Origin of the sequence: Micromonospora tarapacensis (assembly GCF_019697375.1) — a bacterium.
GTDB classification, from domain to species: Bacteria; Actinomycetota; Actinomycetes; order Mycobacteriales; family Micromonosporaceae; genus Micromonospora; species Micromonospora tarapacensis.
Genome location: NZ_JAHCDI010000004.1, coordinates 4,235,923 through 4,252,521, shown reverse-complemented (window position 1 = coordinate 4,252,521; position 16,599 = coordinate 4,235,923). Strand labels below are relative to the sequence as shown.

Genomic DNA, 16,599 nt, shown 5'->3' with positions numbered 1-16,599 from the left:
GGGGTGAGCGATCCCAGGTGGCGGGGCCGGCCGGGGTGGCGGGGCCGGTCCGGGGTGGCGGGCGGCCGGGGTGGCGCGGAGCACCTACGGGGTTCGACGACCAGCCGAGGTCCGACCCCGGTAGTAGCCTGACCGACGTTCCCCCGCCGGGGGAGGAACGGTGGGTGATGATGTCGTTACGTCGCCACGCGGCGCGGCTCGCGACGGTCTGCGTGTTCCTGGGCGGCCTGGTGGTCCTCGGTGGTGCTCCCGCGCACGCCGCCGAGGACCGGGTGCGGGTGCGGTCGGCGGCCAGCTTCACCGCGGGCCGTTCCGCCGCGGGTGTGACCGTGGAGGTGCGTAAGCGCACCGCCGGCTGTGTGCGGGTGCGCAGCGCGCTGGGTCTGAGCCTGCCCGGCGTGCGGGCCGACCAGGTGGCGGTGCAGGCCAACGTCGGTGGCCGGTGGGTGCCGGTGGCGGTCTCCGGGGGCGCGGGGTTGCTGACCAGCGCACCGGTTGCCCCGGCCAAGGACCAGCTCTGCAAGGGCAAGGGTGTGGCGATGCGGTACCGGGTCGCCTTCGCCGCCGGGGCGCCCGGCGGCCGGCTGGTCGTGACGGGCGAGGCCACCGCGGCGGGGGTGCCGTGCTGGGCCGGGCCGCGGCGTCGTCCCGGGTGGTCGGCGGGCGGGTCGCACCATCGCCCTCGCCCTCGCCGTCGCGGTCACCCTCGCCCTCGCCGAGCGAGGAGGTGACCGGGCAGCCCGTCGTCGAGGCCACGCCGACGGTGGCGCTCGCCGCGGACGCGGCGGGCGACCTTGCCCAGACCGCCGGCGAATCCTCCGGCGGATCGCCGGTGATGTACTTCGGCATCGCCATGGTCGCCGCCGGCGCCCTGCTCATCGGGCTGCTGCTGCACCGCTCCCGCAGGGACCGGAAAGGGTCCGGCGACAAGTTCGAGTTTCCGGTGCCGCGCAACCCGGGTGGCACCACCTACCGTTCCGGTGGGGGCGCTCCGATCCCACCCGGCCCGGGCGGCGTCCCGGTGCCGCCGACCGGGCAGGTGTACGGCGCGGGCCGTCCGGGCACACCAGGCGTCTACGGCGGTACGCCGGCTCCCCGCCCCTCGGGCGGTGTGTACGGTGCGCGGCCGGCCGACTCCGGTGACCAGAGCCGGGCGACGCCGCCCGGCACGTCCGCCCATCCGGCCGTCCCACCGACCTCGGCTCCGCCCGCGGTGCCGACGCCGGCCCCGCCGACTCCCGGTCAGCCGGGCCGGCTGGCCCCGCCACCGGCGGGCGGCGAGGCTGATGACTCGGGGTACGGGCGCGGGCTACCCGGCTGAGCCGGGGTCGGGCCCGCCGCTCCGATACGCTCAGGTTCGTTGACGACCTCCAGCCGAGGAGTGGAACCGGTGTCTGATCTGTCCCGGATCGTGAAGGCGTACGACGTCCGTGGGACGGTGCCGGACCAGTGGGACGAGCGCGTCGCCGGCGCCCTGGGCGCCGCCTTCGCCCAGTTGCTCGACGCCACCGGCGAGCCGGGCCAGGCCGTGCTGATCGGGCACGACATGCGGGCCTCCGGGCCGGCGTTGGCCACCGCCTTCGCCACCGGCGTACGCGCCGAGGGCCGTGCCGTCATCGAGATCGGGCTCGCCTCGACGGACATGATCTACTACGCCTCCGGTGCGCTCGGGCTGCCCGGGGCGATGTTCACCGCCAGTCACAACCCGGCGCAGTACAACGGCATCAAGATGTGCCACGCCGACGCCCGCCCCGTCGGGCAGGACAGCGGGCTGGCCGAGATCCGCGACCGGGCACAGGCCCTGCTCGACAAGGACGAGCCGGTCGGCGAGCCGGTCGCCCCCACCGAGCGGCGTGACCTGCTGGCCGACTACGCGGCGCACCTGCGCACGCTGGTGGACCTGTCCGGCATCCGGCCGCTGACCGTCGTGGTGGACGCCGGCAACGGCATGGGTGGGCACACCGTGCCCAGCGTGCTCGGCGACGCCGCGTTGCCGGCCCTGCCGCTGCGGATCGTGCCGCTGTACTTCGAGCTGGACGGCACGTTCCCCAACCATGAGGCCAACCCGCTGGATCCGGCCAACCTGGTCGACCTGCAACGCGCCGTGGTGACGCACGGCGCGGACATCGGGCTGGCGTTCGACGGCGACGCCGACCGCTGCTTCGTGGTCGACGAGCACGGTGAGCCGGTCTCACCGTCCGCCATAACCGCCCTCGTCGCGGCCCGGGAGCTGGCCAAGCATCCCGGCTCGACGGTGATCCACAACTTGATCACCTCCAGCGCGGTGCCGGAGATCATCCGGGAGCACGGTGGTGTGCCGGTGGTGGCCCGGGTGGGTCACTCGTTCATCAAGGCCGAGATGGCCCGCACCAACGCCGTTTTCGGTGGCGAGCACTCGGCGCACTACTACTTCCGGGATTTCTGGTTCGCCGACACCGGGATGCTGGCGGCCATGCACACCCTGGCGGCGCTGGGCGAGCAGGATCTGCCGCTGTCCACCCTGGCGGCCGAGTACGAACGGTACGTCGCGTCGGGTGAGATCAATTCCACGGTGGCGGACCAGGCGGCCAAGGTGGCCGAGGTTCGGGCCGCGTATCCGGACGCCGAGGCCGACGAGTTGGACGGGCTCACCCTGCGTTTCCCCGACGGGGCGTGGTTCAACCTGCGCGCCTCGAACACCGAGCCGTTGCTGCGGCTCAACGTCGAGGCGCCCACCGCGGAGCGGATGACCTCGCTGCGCGACGAGGTGCTCGACCGGGTTCGCCGATAAGATCGCTCGCGCCGGTCGGCACCGTCGATCGGTGAAGCCGCATACGTGGAAGGAGCCGCGCAGTGGCCCTCGACCCGCAGTTGCTGGAAATCCTCGCCTGCCCGGACACACACCATGCACCGCTGGACTACGACGCGCAGGCCCAGACGCTGACCTGCACCGAGTGCGGCCGGATCTTCGAGGTCCGCGACGACGTGCCGGTGCTGCTGCTGGACGAGGCGCGCGGCCCCGCGGAGCGGTCGTGATCGACGGGACGGCCGGCGTGAGCGGCCACCGGCACGCCGACGAGCGGTTGCTCGACGACCCGCAGGCGTTGGCCGAGCGGGATCCGGGCGGCATGTTGCGGCACACCGCCTCGGCGGGTGCGCAGGTACGCGAGTCCGCCGCGCTGGCCGCCGAGGCCAACCTGTCCGTGCTCGCCGACGACGGGCGGCCCCGGGCGGTGGTGATCGCCGGCATCGGCACGGCCGGGCGTACCGGTGACGTGCTGGCCACGGTCGCCGGGCCACGCTGCCCGGTGCCGGTCATCGCGCACCGCAGCGCGGGAGTGCCCGGCTGGGTCGGCGCAGCCGACGTGGTGATCGCGGTCAGCGCCTCCGGTCGCAGTCCCGAGGCGTTGGGAGCCGCCGAGGCGGCCCACCGGCGTGGTGCCCGGCTGGTCGCGGTTGGCCCGCCGGACTCGCAGTTGCAGTCGGTGGCCGAGCGGGCTCGCGCACCGTTCATCCCGGTGCCCCGGCGCGCGCCGGCCCGGGCCAGCCTCTGGGGCTGACCGTGCCCGTCCTGCTCGCCGCCCGCGCACTCGGGTTGGTGAAGGTCAACGAGGCGGACCTGGCCGAGACGGCGGCCCGGCTGGATGCCGACGCCGATCGCAGCCGTCCGAGCGCGGAGTCGTTCGTCAATCCGGCGAAGTCGCTCGCACTCGGCCTGGCCGGGTCCATCCCGATCGTGTGGGGCTCGTCGCCGCTGGCGTCGGTGGCCGCCCGACGGTTCGGCGACACCCTGTCGGCCAACGCCCGGTACCCGGTGGTCACCGGGGCGCTCGGTGAGGCGGGCCGGGGACGGGTCGGCCTGCTCGACGGTGTCTTCGGCGGCCTCGTCGAGGGGGAGCGGGACATCTTCGCCGACCAGGAGGAGCCAATCGCCGAGGGCACCCGACTGCGGTTGGTGTTGCTGCGCGACGGCGGCCTGAACGCCGAGGACGACGCCGACGAGCCCCTCGCCGTGGAGGAGCGGCGCGCGGACGCGGTGCAGACCCTCGCCGAGCGGCGGGGCGTGCGGTGTGACGTGGTCACCGCCGAGGGCGGTTCGGCGTTGGAGCGGCTGGCCTCGCTGGTGGCGGTGCCGGACTTCGCGTCCATCTATCTGGCGCTGGTGCACGGCCTGGACCCGATGGCGGTGCCGGCGATCACGGAGATGAAGGAGCTGTCCAACCAGTGAGCGGGCGCAGCGGAGCAGTGGCGTGAGCGCACAGGGTCGCACCCGGGCGATCGTCGCCGCGCTGCTCGCCAACCTCGGCATCGCGGTGACGAAGTTCGTCGCGTACCTGCTGACGAGTTCGTCGTCGATGCTGGCCGAGTCGATCCACTCGGTGGCCGACTCGGGCAACCAGGCGCTGCTGTTGCTCGGCGGCAAGCGGGCCCGGCGGGCGGCCACTCCGCAGCATCCCTTCGGCTACGGCCGGGAGCGCTACGTCTACGCGTTCATCGTCTCCATCGTGCTGTTCAGCCTCGGTGGGCTGTTCGCACTCTACGAGGCGTGGCACAAGTGGTCCGATCCGCACGGGATCACCAGCTGGCAGTGGGTGCCGGTGACCGTGTTGCTGGCGGCGATCGTGATGGAGTCGTTCTCCTTCCGCACCGCCATCAAGGAGTCGAACCTGGTCCGGGGCCGCGAGTCGTGGACCAGGTTCATCCGCCGGTCCAAGGCGCCGGAGCTGCCGGTGGTGCTGTTGGAGGACTTCGGCGCGCTGGTCGGTCTGGTCTTCGCCCTGTTCGGCGTGGGGATGACCCTGGCCACCGGGGACGGCCGGTGGGATGCGGCCGGCACCGCCATGATCGGCGTGCTCCTGGTGACCATCGCGGTCGTGCTGGCCGTGGAGACCAAGAGCCTGCTGCTCGGGGAGGGGGCCGAGCCGGCGGACGTCTCGGCCATCGAGCGGGCGGTCATCGGCGGCCCGGAGGTCGAGCGGATCATCCACATGAAGACGCTGTACCTGGGGCCGGAGGAACTGCTGGTGGCCGCGAAGATCGCCGTGTCGCGGTGCGACAGCGCCGAGGAGGTGGCCCGGGGCATCGACGCGGTGGAGGCGCGGATCCGGGCCGCGGTGCCGGTGGCCCGGGTCATCTATCTGGAGCCGGACATCTACCGGGCCCGGGCCGAGCCGCCGGCGCCGTCCGGGCATCCCGGGAGCTGACCGGTGGAGCCGCTGCACGGCCCGATCAAGGACTACGCCTGGGGCTCCCGCTCGGCGATCGCCGAACTCCAGGGGCGGCCGGTGCCGAGCGACGGGCCGGAGGCCGAGTTGTGGCTCGGTGCGCACCCGGGGCGCCGGCCGTCGTCGAGCGCGGCGGTGTCCCGGTCGCGTTGACCGAGGTGCTCGCCGCCGATCCGGGTGGCTGGCTCGGTGAGTCGGTCGCCGACCGGTTCGGGGCCCGCCTGCCCTTCCTGCTCAAGGTGCTGGCCGCGGACGCCCCGCTGAGCCTGCAGGCCCATCCGGACGCCGAGCAGGCCCGGGCCGGATACGCCGCCGAGTACGCCCGGGCCGGTGGGCAGCGCAACTACGTCGACCCGTTTCACAAGCCGGAGTTGCTGGTGGCACTCGGGCCGATGGAGGCCCTGTGCGGGTTCCGCGCGCCGGCGGTCTCGGCGCGGGTGTTCGCCGGGTTGGGCGTACCCGGTCTGCGGCCGGTGCTCGACGCGTTGGTGGCGGGGCCGGCGGGGCTGGCCGAGGCGGTGCGCCTGCTGCTGGACTGGCCGGAGGCGGAGCGTGCCGGGCTGGTGGCGGCGGCCCGGACGACGACGACCGGGCCGGATGCGGAGCTGGTCACCCGGCTGGCCGGGGTGTACCCGGCCGATCCGGGGGTGCTCGTCGCGCTGCTGCTCAACCGGGTGAGCTTGGCGCCGGGGGAGGCGATCTGGATGCCGGCCGGGAACCTGCACGCGTACCTGCGCGGGACCGGCGTGGAGGTGATGGCCGCCAGTGACAACGTGTTGCGCGGTGGGTTGACCCCGAAACACGTGGACGTGGCCGAACTGCTGCGGGTGCTCCGCTTCGAGGTGCTCGACCGGCCGGTGGTCCGGGCGCGGGCGGTCGCCGACGGGGTGGTGACCTGGCCGGTGCCGGTGGATGACTTCGCGTTGCACCGGCTGACGGTTGAGGATCGGTTGCCCGGGGTGACGCTGGCGGTGCCGGGTCCACGGGTGGTGCTGTGCACCTCCGGGCGGGTCGTCGTGAGCGACGGGGTCGCGCCGGTGACGCTCGGCCGCGGACGGGCTGCGATCGGGCCGGCGGCCGGCGAGTCGATCACGGTCACGGGTGCGGGTGAGGTGTACGTCGCCTCGACCGGCCTGGCCTGAGCGCTCAGGTAATCCCGGACGCCCGGTCATTTCGCGGCGACAAGTCCGACTTTCCCGGAATAGCTTGACTCGGCTTTCGCCGAGTGTGACTCTATGGGTGCGCAGCGTTATCGCGACGAAGGTCCGAGAACGCGCGGGGGAACCAAACCGGGGGGATGCACGGGGCGGACGGAGATGGACGGCACACGTCCACGACCGGCCGCCCCGTGCGCTGTCGCGCAACCGCTCCAGCCACCCTGGGCGGGCGCGCGTAAGGTGGGAGGTTGCGCAGCACCATCGTCCGACAGGAGCTTTCATGACCAGCACCCTCCCGGCGTCCGCCAGCGGCACGTCGTCCGAGGCCCGGCCGCGCACTCTCGCCGAGGGCGACTACAAGGTGGCGGATCTGTCGCTCGCCGAGTTCGGGCGCAAGGAGATCCGTCTCGCCGAGCACGAGATGCCCGGTCTGATGGCGATCCGCCGCGAGTTCGCCGACGCGCAGCCCCTCGCGGGCGCGCGGATCACCGGCTCGCTGCACATGACGATCCAGACCGCCGTCCTGATCGAGACCCTGGTCGCGCTCGGCGCGCAGGTCCGCTGGGCGTCCTGCAACATCTTCTCCACCCAGGACCATGCCGCCGCCGCGGTCGTCGTCGGCCCGGACGGCACCCTCGACGCCCCCTCCGGCACCCCGGTCTACGCCTGGAAGGGCGAGACGCTGGACGAATACTGGTGGTGCACCGAGCAGGTGCTCGACTGGCCCGACGGGCAGGGCCCCAACATGATCCTGGACGACGGTGGCGACGCCACCCTGCTCGTCCACCGGGGCGCCGAGTTCGAGAAGGCCGGCGCCGTGCCGCCGGTCGAGTCCGCCGACTCCGAGGAGTACGCGGTCATCCTCGGCCTGCTGCACCGCTCGCTCGCCGAGGACAACCAGCGCTGGACGCGGATCGCCGCCAGCATCAGGGGCGTCACCGAGGAGACCACCACTGGCGTGCACCGTCTCTACGAGATGCACCGCGCCGGCACGCTGCTCTTCCCGGCGATCAACGTCAACGACTCGGTGACCAAGAGCAAGTTCGACAACAAGTACGGCTGCCGCCACTCGCTCATCGACGGCATCAACCGCGCCACCGACGTGCTGATCGGCGGCAAGATGGCCGTCGTGCTCGGCTACGGCGACGTGGGCAAGGGCTGCGCCGAGTCGCTGCGCGGCCAGGGCGCCCGGGTCGTGGTGACCGAGGTCGACCCGATCTGCGCGCTCCAGGCGGCGATGGACGGATACCAGGTCGCCACCCTGGACGACGTGGTCGAGCAGGCCGACATCTTCATCACCGCCACCGGCTGCTTCGACGTGATCACCAACGAGCACATGGCCCGGATGAAGCACCAGGCCATCGTCGGCAACATCGGTCACTTCGACAACGAGATCGACATGGCCGGCCTGGCCAAGCGCTCGGACGTCACCCGGGAGAACATCAAGCCGCAGGTCGACGTCTGGCGCTTCGACGACGGACACGCCATCATCGTGCTCTCCGAGGGCCGCCTGCTGAACCTGGGCAACGCCACGGGCCACCCGAGCTTCGTCATGTCGAACTCGTTCGCCAACCAGACGATCGCCCAGATCGAGCTGTTCGCCAAGACCGCCGACTACCCGATCGGCGTGTACGTGCTCCCCAAGCACCTGGACGAAAAGGTCGCCCGGCTGCACCTGGACGCACTCGGCGCCAAGCTGACCACGCTCACCAAGGAGCAGGCCGCCTATCTCGGCGTCGCCACCGAGGGCCCGTTCAAGCCGGATCACTACCGCTACTGATCGACCTCGCCGGCCCGGCTCGACCCTGCGCGGTCGACCCGGGCCGGCCTGCGGCGGCCCGCACGGCGGTGGATTCCCGCCGTGGCCAGCGAGGCTCAGTGCGGTCGATCGGGGCGTCGGGCGCGGCGTCGGGCGGGGCGGACCCAGGTCCAGACGCACCAGGCCAACCAGGCCACCGACACCAGCGCCGCCAGGGTGCGCAGCCGCAGCGCGCTGAGCAGCATCACCACCGCCAGCACGGCCAGCCATGGACCGAAGCCCCTCATCACAGCCTCCCCGGCGGTTGTTCGACGCCGGTCACCGGCACCGACGGCCGGATCCCGGTACGCGCCTGCGGCACCGGCGGAGCGGTCGCCGGCTCGTCCGGTCGATCTTGGACCGGCGCGGAACCGAGTTGTGGCCACAGCGCGGCGGTGAACGCGCGTTCTCCGGCGAGGACGCGGCGGGCCCGCCGGTGCCGCTCGCCCAGGACCGCGGCCAGGTAGACCGGCTCCGGCAGGCCGGGCGGTGGCGGCGGGGTGGTGACCGCGGCTACCTCCCGCCACAGCCGCCGGGCCAACTCGCCGCGGGCCGGCTCGCTGAACCGGTGGGCCCGAGCCAGGTACTGCCGGGCGGCGAGCGTCAGGTGCGCGTCCAGCCGGCTCAGATCCAGGGTGTACGCCCAACCGGCCAGCACCGGCACGGTGGCCGGGACCGGACGCCACCTGGTCGCGGCCCGGGTGTGCACCACCAGGGTGCCCGCCACCAGGTCGCCCAGCCGCCGGCCGCGGGCGTCACTGAGCATCACGGTCACCCCGGCCACCCAGGACAGCAGCGGCAGCACCAGGCCCGGCCACTCCACGGCGACCCCGACCAGCGCCCGGGTCAGTGACTGCCGGAACCCGACCGGGGCGCCGTCCACGCTCACCACTCGCAGCCCGACCGCCGCCTTGCCCGGTGTCCGCCCGTGGTTGAGCCGTTCGAAGAGCACCGGATAGCCGACCAGCAACAGGACCAGCCCGATGGTGAGCAGCGCCTGCTCCGCCGCCGCGTCGACCATCCCGTACGGCAGCGTGGCCAGGACCAGCCCGAACAGCGCGGCGAGCAGCAGTCCGGCGACCAGTTGGAGCAGCACGTCGAGCAGCAGCGCGAGCACCCGGGAGCCGATCCGGGCGGCCCGCACGTCCAGGTGGACCGCCTCGCCGCTGACCAGCCCGGCGTCACCCCAGGTCGGTGCGGTCCACGGGAGCGGTGCTGTGCTCACCCCGACAGTGAACACTATGATCGCCCGGACGGGAGGACCGGTGGATCTCGACGCGTACGTCGCGGAGCACAGCGGGGAGTGGCGCCGCCTGGACCAGCTCTGTGGCCGGCGGCGGCTCGACGCCGCCGAGATCGACGAGCTGGTCGCGCTCTACCAGCGGGCCGCCACCCAACTGTCGGTGCTGCGCAGCCGCTCACCCGATCCTGCCCTGGTCAGCGAGTTGTCCCAGGTGGTCCTCCGGGCCCGGGCCCGGCTCACCGGCCGGCCCCGCCCGTCCTGGGCGGCCGGGTGGCGGTTCCTGCTGGTCGGCTTCCCCGGCGCCCTCTGGCGGGCGGCGCCCTGGTGGTGCGCGGTGGCGGCGGTCTTCACCCTGCTCACCTTCACCCTGATGGGGTTCGTCGCGGACAACCCGGAGACGGCGGCGGCGTTCATCGGCGACGAGGAGGCCGCCGAACTGGTCGAGTCCGGCTTCGCCGGCTACTACACCGAGTTCTCCGCACCGACGTTCGCCTTCCACCTGTGGACGCACAACGCCTGGCTGGCGGCCAAGTGCCTGGCGGCGGGAGTGCTGATCGTGCCGGTCGGCTACCTGCTGTGGCAGAACGTGGTGAACATCGCCGTGGTCGGCGGGGTGATGATCTCGTACGGCCGGGCGGACGTCTTCTTCGGCCTGATCACCCCGCACGGGCTGCTGGAACTGACCGGGGTGTTCGTGGCCGCCGGGGTGGGGTTGCGGATCGGGTGGGCGTGGATCGCACCGCCGGAGGAGCTCACCCGGGGCCAGGCGGTGGCCCGGGCCGGGCGCGACGGCGTCCTGGTCGCCCTCGGCCTGGTCGGTCTGTTCGCCGTCGCGGCCGTGATCGAGGCGTTCGTGACCCCGGCGCCGTGGCCGGTGGCGATGCGGATCGCGGTGGGCACCGCCGCCTGGCTGACCTTCCTCACCTACGTCGTCGTGCTCGGCCCCCGAGCCACCGCCGCCCGCCGACACTCCGTCGATCATGAGGTTGGCGGGGATTTCGATCTCCGATCCACCCGCTAACTTCATGATCGACGCGAAGGGGTGGGGTCAGTGGCGGGCGGTGGATTTTAGGTGGAGGTAGGCGTCGGCGAGGGCGGTGGCCAGGTGGGGGGCGGGGGTGTCGACCACGGTGACGTCGTGCCGGTTCAGGACCGCCGTGAGGCGGTCGCGCTCGGCGAGCGTACGCCAGGCGGCAGCCGCGGCGTAGGCGTCCTCGACCCGGCGCGGCGGCTCGCTGGCAAGCCTGGTCAACACCGGGTCCTGTGCCGCAGCCACCAGCACCCGGTGCCGGGCGGCCAGCCGCGGCAGCACGGGCAGCAGGCCCTCGCCGAGGGCACCGGGCTCCAGCGCGGTGAGGAGCACCACCAGGCTGCGCGGGCGGTGCCGGCGCAGCAGCTCGCCCGCGATGCGGCGGAAGTCCGTCTCGACCAACGCGGGTTGCAGCGGGGCCAGCGCGTGCGCCAGCCGGCCCCACTGCGCCGGTCGCTCGGCGGCGCCGACCGAGACGCGGGTCGTGGCATCCGCCGCGAGCACCTCCACCCGGTCGCCGGCCCGCGCCGCCAGCGCGGTGAGCAGCAGCGTGGCGTCGATCGACGCATCCAGCCGGGGCTCGTCACCGAGCCGCACCGCCGAGGTGCGCCCGGTGTCCAGCACACAGATCAGCCGCCGGTCCCGTTCCGGCCGCCAGGTGCGCACCAGCACCTCGGCGCGCCGTGCGCTGGCCCGCCAGTCGATGGAGCGCACGTCGTCGCCCGACACGTACTCGCGGAGGGCGTCGAACTCGGTGCCCGGCCCGCGTCCCCGGCCGACCTGCGTGCCGTCGATGACCCGCAGCCGGGACAGCTTCTCGGGCAGGTGCCGGCGGGAGTCGAAGCGGGGCAGCACCCGTAGGCGCCACGGTGGCGTGGCGGGCCGGCCGTTGCGCTGCCGGAACGCCAGGCCGAGCGGCCCGAACGAGCGGACGGTGAGCGCCGCCGTGTGCCGGTCGCCGCGGCGGGTGGGCGTGAGGTGGTTGGGCAGCGCGAGAACCGCACCGGGTGCGACGTGGACCACGCGGGTCGGCGGTGTCTCCGGCCGGGCCCCGGCCGACGGCACCCAGGCATCGCGGACCACGGCGCGCAGCGGACGCCCGGAGGCGTTGCGCAGGTTGACGGTCACGGTGGCGGTGCCGCCGAGCCGTACGGCCCGATCGCCGGCCCGCTCGGCGGTGAGCGCCCGCAGCGGCGCGGCGAGCGCGAGGTCCACGGCGAGCAGCAGCAGGACCGCGCCGGTCATCACCGCCACCCCACGAGCGGCGCCGGCCAGGCGGGCAGGGTCAGCGTGCCCGCCGCGAGCAGCGCCGCCGCCCGCCAGGTCATCGCGGCGTCGGCACGGTGGCCAGCACCATGTCCAGCACCGCGTCCACCCCGACGCCCTCCAACTCGGCCTCCGGGCGCAGCCGCAGCCGGTGCCGCAGGGTGGCCCGGGCCATCGCCTTGACGTCGTCCGGCACCACATGGTCGCGCCCGGTCAGCCAGGCCCACGCCTTGGCGGTGCCGAGCAGGGCCGTGGCGCCCCGGGGTGAGGCGCCCAGCTCCAGCGCGGGGGCGGCCCGGGTGGCCCGGCACAGGTCGACGACGTAGCCGAGCAGGGTTCGGCGACGTGCACCCGCCCACCGCCGCCCGAGCGGCGGCGAGATCGGCCGCGTCGGCCACCGGGCGTACGCCGGCGGCGGCCAGGTCGCGCGGATCGAAGCCACCATGGTGGGCGCGGAGCATGCCCAACTCCTCCTCGCGGCTCGGCAGCGGCACGGTGAGCTTGAGCAGGAACCGGTCCAACTGGGCCTCGGGCAGCGGGTAGGTGCCCTCGTACTCCACCGGGTTCTGGGTGGCGGCGACGATGAACGGGTCGGGCAGCGTACGTTGCTCGCCCTCGACGGTGACCTGCCGCTCCTCCATCACCTCCAGCAGTGCGGACTGCGTCTTCGGCGGGGTTCGGTTGATCTCGTCGGCGAGCAGCAGGTTGGTGAAGACCGGCCCCTCGCGGAACGTGAACGCCGCGGTTCGGGCGTCGAAGACCATCGACCCGGTGACGTCGCCGGGCATCAGGTCGGGAGTGAACTGCACCCGCCGCGCCCCCAGGTCGAGTGCGGCGGCCAGCGTACGCACCAGCAGGGTCTTGGCCACCCCCGGTACGCCCTCCAGGAGCACGTGGCCACGGCAGAGCAGGGCGACGATCAGCCCGGTGACCACTCCGTCCTGCCCCACGACGGCCTTCGCCACCTCGGCACGCAGCCGGTGCAGCGCGGCCCGGGTGGGATCGGCGGCGAGCTGGTCGACGGTGGGGGCGGGTCGGGTCACTCGGTGTCTCCTTCGGATCGCGGCCTCGGCAGCCGGGCCGGGTACGGCGGGTCGGTCGCGGGGCGGGTGACCTGCGGTGGCGTGGCGGGCTGCGGCGGTTGCCGGGCCGCATCGGTCGGCGTCGCCACGCCACCACGGGTGGCCCGGTCCAGCCCGGCGGCCAACTCGATCAGGTCGCGGTCGGTGCCCGGGGTGTCGCCGTAGAGCAGCTCGTGGATGGCGTCGGGCCGGTCGCCGGTGCCGGCGGCCACCGCGGCGGCGACCCCGCCGTCGGGGGTGTCGGCCGGCAGGTGCAGCCGGCGCGCCAGCCGGGAGCGGGCGGCGGCCCGCAGCGCCTGTGCCACGCTCTCCCGGGCGCCGGCCCGCTGGTAGAGGCGGGCCCGGCCGAGCACGGTCTCGGCGGCGGGCACGGTCACCGGCAGCGGTTCGGGCGCGGGCGGGCCGAGGCGCCGGGCCCGCCCGACGGCGATCAGCAGGGCCGCCAGGGTGAGTTGCAGCAACACCGCCCAGAACCAGGGCGGGAAGGCGGACCAGAGCGGGTTGGGCGAGTTCCCGTCCGGCCCGCCGGAACCGGACGCGTCGCCGGCCGGTCGGGAGGCCATCGGCATCGGCCGCCCGTCGCCGCCCAGCTCGTCCCGGTCGGCGGGTTCGTCGTAGCCATCGCCCGTGGGCTCCGTCAGCTGCGAGGTGGGGGCGGAGCTCGGCTCGGGCGGGGGTGGTGCGGGTCCGTCCAGGTCGAGCCAGACCACCCGGCCGGAGGTGGCGAGCAGCCCGGTGGCGAAGGTCTGGTTGTGCCACTCGTCGATCCGGCCGTTACGGAACGGGTCGCTGGCGCCCACCACCACGCTCTCGGCGGGGCCGGGGACCCGGGCCAGTCCGGCGGAGTAGCAGAGGTCCACGTGACCCGCTGGGCCGGTGGCGGCGTACCGCTGCCGGGTGACGGCGGCCGTGGCGGCGGGCGCGAGCTCGGCCAGCGGGCAGGGCCGGTCGACGGCGTGCGGGGCGACGGCCCGGGCCGCCCATCGTCGCCCGGCGGGCCGTAGCGGCAGTCCGGCGGCGACCAGCACCCGCCGGGGCGGGTCGACCAGCACCAGCCGGGTGCCGGCGGGCAGCAGACCCAGGTAGTTGACGCTGCGCGGGTGCAGCAGGGCGGGTGCCGGGATGAACAGGGTGCTCGGGCCGGGTCGGGTGGCCAGCAGCGCGCGGACCGTGTCGGTCTCCCGCCGCACCTCGATGCCGCGCCGGGCGAGGCTCGCCGCGAGTCGGCTGCCGCCGTCGTCCCCGGTGGCCACCGGGGAGAGGAAGCCGGCGCCGGTCTGGTCCGGCTGGTCGATCTCGCGGGTGACCAGCGTGACGCCGAGCAGCAGCGCCCCCAGCAGCAGCGGGACCACGACCCGGTGGCGTCGCCGGGGCCGCCGGGCGATCATGGCAGTACCGTCCCGGATACCCCGGGCGGGCCGTCGCCGACGGCCGGTGCTGGGCCGTGGGCCGGGCCGGGTGGCTCGTTGCCGGCGGCGGCTGACGGACCGCTGGTCGTGGCCGGTGGCCCGTGGCGGTCGGCGGGTCCACCGGCCAGCAGCTGCCGCATCCGGGCGGCGTGGTCGCGCATCCGGCGGTCGTGTTCGGCCGTGGCCGGTCGTTGGGCGTACCACACCTCGGAGAAGATGCTCGCGGCGGCGGCCAGGGATGGGCCGGTCGGTGGGCGGTTGGCGGCGGCCACGGCGACGACCTCGCTGACGGTCATGCCCGGTTGCAGCCGCACCAGGTGGCGCTCCGCCAGGTCGTGGAGCATGGCGCGCAGCCGCTCGCGGATCGCCTCGGCGTAGCGCCCTTCGGCGGCCAGCCGGTCGGCCACGCTACGGGTGGCGGCGGGCATCGGAGCCGGCTGCGGGTCGCGGACGGTCGGTGGCGTGCTGGGAACCGGTGCCGGCCGGGCCGGCCCGGCGGGACGCCGCCGGGGCGGCCGGTGCGGCAGCCAGGCCGGAAAGGTGTACCAGCCGGACGCGGCCAGCACCGTGGCCAGCACCAGCAGCAGCAGGGCCACCGGCAGCGGGACGTGGTCGCCGAGTTCCGCGGTGGTCTCGGTCCACCACCGGCTGAAGCTCATCCGCCGACCGCCAGCAGGTCGGTCGGTGTCCTGGCGGCCGGGGCACGGGAGAGGTGGATGTCGAGCCCTTCGGTGCGGATCCGGGTCTCCAGGTGGATGACCGCGTCCAGGCAGGCCAGGGCGGCGTAGGCGACCGCGTTCACGGCCGCCCAGACCAGCATCGCCACGGCGTGGGCCCAGCCGTCGGCGATCAGGCCGAGCGTGGTCAGCCCGGTGAACAACCCCCAGCCGAGCCCGACCCGGATGAGCCACCACACGAGATAGCCCAGCACTCGCAGGGCGCCGGCCCGGCCGTCGAGGCGCAGCGCGAGGGTGGCGGAACGGGCGATCGCGCGCGCCGGCGTGACCCGGTCGACCACCAGCGCCGGGGCTACCGCGCCGAGCAGGGCGAACCCGACGAACCAGGTCGGGCCGGGCAGGGACACGAGCATCATGATGGTGCCGACCAGCACGCAGAGCAGTGCGGTGGCGCCCCAGCGGGCACCGGTGGGGCGCCACAGCTCACCGGCGGTCGCCCGGTGGCCGAGCAGCGCGCCGCCGGCGGCGCGGCCGGCCGGGTTGCCGACCAACAGGATGATCATCGCTTCGGTCGCGGCGCCGACGGTGAGGAGGAGCCAGTAGGGGGCCAGACCGTCGAGGCCGGGGGCCCACCACAGCGGCGGGACGGCGGCCACGGCGGTCCGCAGGGGCAGCAGGACGAGTTGTTCCCCGGCGGCCAGCGCGGCGGAGAAGGGGAGCAGGACGGATGCGTGGCCGCGCAGCAACAGCACGGCGGAGTCGAGCAGTTCGCCGACCGTGAGCGGGCGGCCGGGGAGTACGACGGTCGGGCCTGCTTCGGGCACGCGTACTCCTGGACGAGGGGACGGTGGCGCGCTGCGGCACACCCGGGGATCATGTTGACACGCGCGGTCCCTCCCGGTGGAGACCCGCCCCCCGGGGCGGTTCGCGCGAGCGTTGTAAACCGGCCGGTGCTGGGCACGGTGCGCCCGACGGCAGTAGCGTGCCGGGTGACGCCGAGCCCACCGAACTGACGGGATGGAAACATTAACCCCATGAGAGCCCGGGTACTGGTGGTCGACGACGACCCCGCGCTCGCCGAGATGCTCGGCATCGTGCTGCGTAGCGAAGGCTTCATGCCCTCCTTCGTGGCGGACGGAGAACGGGCAATTGCCGCGTTTCGGGATAATCGTCCCGATATCGTGCTGCTCGACCTCATGCTGCCCGGAATGAGCGGTATCGACGTGGCGCGAGCGATCCGGGCCGAGTCCGGCGTGCCGATCGTCATGCTCACCGCCAAGAGCGACACGGTCGACGTCGTGCTCGGTCTGGAGTCGGGGGCCGACGACTACGTGGTGAAGCCGTTCAAGCCCAAGGAGCTGGTGGCCCGGATGCGGGCGCGGCTGCGGCGGGGCGAGGACGCCGCGCCCGAGTTGCTCACCATCGGCCCACCGGGCAACGAGATCGCCATCGACGTGCCGGCGCACACCGTCAGTCGCAACGGCGAGGAGGTGAAGCTGACGCCGCTGGAGTTCGACCTGCTGGTCGCGCTGGCCCGCAAGCCGCGTCAGGTCTTCACCCGGGAGGTGTTGCTGGAGCAGGTCTGGGGGTACCGGCACGCGGCGGACACCCGGCTGGTCAACGTGCACGTGCAGCGACTGCGTGCCAAGATCGAGCCGGATCCGGAGCGACCGGAAGTCATTCTCACCGTGCGCGGCGTGGGCTACAAGGCGGGCACCGGATAGCCTGGTCGC

The 16,599-nt window shown here is 74.1% G+C and carries 14 protein-coding genes and 3 pseudogenes; 10 read left to right on the top strand and 7 right to left on the bottom strand.

Annotated features, from left to right (window positions below; translation table 11 throughout):
* Positions 1 to 167 precede the first annotated feature (167 nt).
* The 8 genes and pseudogenes from KIF24_RS25275 to ahcY all read left to right on the top strand — a co-directional run bounded on the left by KIF24_RS25275 (position 168) and on the right by ahcY (position 8,141).
* The gene (locus tag KIF24_RS25275; protein WP_221086160.1) at positions 168 to 731 is read left to right on the top strand and encodes a hypothetical protein; all 564 of its coding nucleotides are present in this window, start codon (positions 168 to 170) and stop codon (positions 729 to 731) included.
* Positions 728 to 1,321 (top strand): hypothetical protein, encoded by a 594-nt coding sequence (locus KIF24_RS25270; protein WP_221086159.1) that lies wholly within the window; start codon positions 728 to 730, stop codon positions 1,319 to 1,321. Before KIF24_RS25275 ends, KIF24_RS25270 begins: the two co-directional genes overlap by 4 nt.
* Positions 1,322 to 1,390: 69 nt before the next feature.
* Positions 1,391 to 2,770, top strand: a complete 1,380-nt coding sequence (locus KIF24_RS25265) for a phosphomannomutase/phosphoglucomutase (RefSeq protein ID WP_221086158.1) — start codon at positions 1,391 to 1,393, stop codon at positions 2,768 to 2,770.
* A gap of 62 nt (positions 2,771 to 2,832) precedes the next feature.
* Complete coding sequence (locus tag KIF24_RS25260; RefSeq protein ID WP_013731721.1) at positions 2,833 to 3,015, top strand: Trm112 family protein; 183 nt, start codon at positions 2,833 to 2,835, stop codon at positions 3,013 to 3,015.
* Positions 3,012 to 4,207: pseudogene (locus tag KIF24_RS25255) on the top strand (SIS domain-containing protein). Before KIF24_RS25260 ends, KIF24_RS25255 begins: the two are co-directional and overlap by 4 nt.
* Before the next feature lie 22 nt (positions 4,208 to 4,229).
* Positions 4,230 to 5,183, top strand: a complete 954-nt coding sequence (locus KIF24_RS25250) for a cation diffusion facilitator family transporter (protein ID WP_221086157.1) — start codon at positions 4,230 to 4,232, stop codon at positions 5,181 to 5,183.
* A gap of 3 nt (positions 5,184 to 5,186) precedes the next feature.
* A pseudogene (gene manA, locus KIF24_RS25245) lies at positions 5,187 to 6,346 on the top strand (mannose-6-phosphate isomerase, class I).
* A gap of 295 nt (positions 6,347 to 6,641) precedes the next feature.
* Entirely contained in the window at positions 6,642 to 8,141 is a 1,500-nt protein-coding gene (ahcY, locus tag KIF24_RS25240; protein WP_221086156.1) for an adenosylhomocysteinase, read from the top strand.
* Between the two features lie 95 nt (positions 8,142 to 8,236).
* On the opposite strand, the gene KIF24_RS25235 is transcribed toward ahcY, so the two are convergent.
* Both KIF24_RS25235 and KIF24_RS25230 read right to left on the bottom strand, forming a co-directional pair.
* A complete protein-coding gene (locus KIF24_RS25235; protein ID WP_221086155.1) occupies positions 8,237 to 8,407 on the bottom strand; it encodes a hypothetical protein in 171 nt (56 codons plus the stop codon).
* Positions 8,407 to 9,384 carry an RDD family protein gene (locus KIF24_RS25230; protein ID WP_331461279.1) on the bottom strand — a complete coding sequence of 326 codons (978 nt, stop codon included), beginning with the start codon at positions 9,382 to 9,384 and terminating at the stop codon, positions 8,407 to 8,409. The genes KIF24_RS25235 and KIF24_RS25230 overlap by 1 nt, the downstream gene beginning before the upstream one ends.
* Positions 9,385 to 9,424: 40 nt before the next feature.
* On the opposite strand from KIF24_RS25230, the gene KIF24_RS25225 reads away from it, so the two are divergent.
* Positions 9,425 to 10,423: a stage II sporulation protein M gene (locus KIF24_RS25225; RefSeq protein WP_221086154.1), complete on the top strand. Its 999-nt coding sequence runs from the start codon at positions 9,425 to 9,427 to the stop codon at positions 10,421 to 10,423.
* A 27-nt stretch (positions 10,424 to 10,450) separates the two neighbouring features.
* On the opposite strand, the gene KIF24_RS25220 is transcribed toward KIF24_RS25225, so the two are convergent.
* The 5 genes and pseudogenes from KIF24_RS25220 to KIF24_RS25200 all read right to left on the bottom strand — a co-directional run bounded on the left by KIF24_RS25220 (position 10,451) and on the right by KIF24_RS25200 (position 15,690).
* Entirely contained in the window at positions 10,451 to 11,677 is a 1,227-nt protein-coding gene (locus KIF24_RS25220) for a DUF58 domain-containing protein (protein ID WP_230415891.1), read from the bottom strand.
* A 79-nt stretch (positions 11,678 to 11,756) separates the two neighbouring features.
* Positions 11,757 to 12,741: pseudogene (locus tag KIF24_RS35205) on the bottom strand (AAA family ATPase).
* Complete coding sequence (locus KIF24_RS25210) at positions 12,738 to 14,168, bottom strand: DUF4350 domain-containing protein (protein WP_221086153.1); 1,431 nt, start codon at positions 14,166 to 14,168, stop codon at positions 12,738 to 12,740. Before KIF24_RS25210 ends, KIF24_RS35205 begins: the two are co-directional and overlap by 4 nt.
* The gene (locus tag KIF24_RS25205; protein ID WP_221086152.1) at positions 14,165 to 14,848 is read right to left on the bottom strand and encodes a DUF4129 domain-containing protein; all 684 of its coding nucleotides are present in this window, start codon (positions 14,846 to 14,848) and stop codon (positions 14,165 to 14,167) included. The genes KIF24_RS25210 and KIF24_RS25205 overlap by 4 nt, the downstream gene beginning before the upstream one ends.
* Positions 14,845 to 15,690: a hypothetical protein gene (locus KIF24_RS25200; RefSeq protein ID WP_221086151.1), complete on the bottom strand. Its 846-nt coding sequence runs from the start codon at positions 15,688 to 15,690 to the stop codon at positions 14,845 to 14,847. Before KIF24_RS25200 ends, KIF24_RS25205 begins: the two co-directional genes overlap by 4 nt.
* A gap of 210 nt (positions 15,691 to 15,900) precedes the next feature.
* Between KIF24_RS25200 and mtrA the strand changes: the two genes are divergently transcribed.
* A complete protein-coding gene (gene mtrA / locus KIF24_RS25195; RefSeq protein ID WP_221086150.1) occupies positions 15,901 to 16,590 on the top strand; it encodes an MtrAB system response regulator MtrA in 690 nt (229 codons plus the stop codon).
* Positions 16,591 to 16,599: the final 9 nt, after the last annotated feature.